The sequence below is a fragment of the Vibrio sp. 1249-1 genome (assembly GCF_033340495.1).
The window spans coordinates 1-979 of the sequence record NZ_JAWOWJ010000182.1 but is presented as its reverse complement, the minus strand read 5'-3'; the positions used below and the strand labels follow the sequence as shown (position 1 = coordinate 979).

Below are 979 nucleotides of genomic sequence, written 5' to 3'. Positions count from 1 at the left end.
CATTAACCGAGCGAAAAATCTTGGAAGTGGTGAGCCTACTTGATGAAGTAAAAGTCGACGGTGACACCTATCAGCAGCTCAAAAATACGTTTGATTCGATCAGCAAAGATCCGCGTATGCAGGTCAGTTTGGAAAACCAGTATCCGGGGAAAATGGACGGTTTCGGCGCGCAGTTGTTGGAAATGGGAAAAGAGAAGCTGAAAGGCTCGGGTGTTAACGCTGCCATCAATTTGGCGTTACCCGGCGTGGGCTTACTCGTCGCCACAGGGCGTGAACTTCATAAAGCGTCCGTCAATGGCGATGCCGAAGCGTATCATCATCAACTCGAACAAATCTCGCAATTGCCGGGAAGAGATCAGCGCTTATCGATGCCAATGCAACAAACGTTAGCCATTGGTCACGCGATGCTGTCCGCTGAGGGCGCAGTTGGTGCCACACTTGGCATGGCGACAGGCGGTTTGGGTACGTTTGGTGTAAGCTCTGTGGCGACGGCAGGGGTTACGCCGATAGCAAAAGAAGCCATTGGAACTGCTTTAGCCACTGGCATTATCAGCGGCGGGGGCTTTGTTGCTGGCCAAGCTGGGGCGTATGGCTTAAATAACGAAGTGCAAGACCAACTCAAACAAGGGCCAATGTCTGGTGTGCTGCCACGTTTGGAAATTTCAAACGTGAAGGGCGATTTCACTTTTAGCATGCAAGAGCCGGCGGCAGTTCGCGCACTGATGGCGTATCTTGGTCCTAAAGAAGATACATCAATGAGCTCACCTCAAGCGCCAAAAGAAGCGCAAGAGATGGAGGCCGCACGCTTAACACTCAAGCAAATGCTTGGCTCAAGCCCGAATGAACACCTCGTTCCAGATGTCGACTCACTGCTTAAACTGAGCGATGAAGACATGCCAAGTCAGACGGCATCTCCGGCGAACGGTGCATTTAAAAAGCTGCTAAGTGAAGATTGGGATTGGTTGATGCCTGCTGTCCG

General features: G+C 51.5%; 1 protein-coding gene. It reads left to right on the top strand.

From position 1 onward, the window contains the following. Positions 1 to 979, top strand: a 979-nt coding sequence (gene vopQ, locus R7Z50_RS25095) for a type III secretion system effector VopQ (protein WP_318149437.1), incomplete at both ends; no start/stop codon positions are given.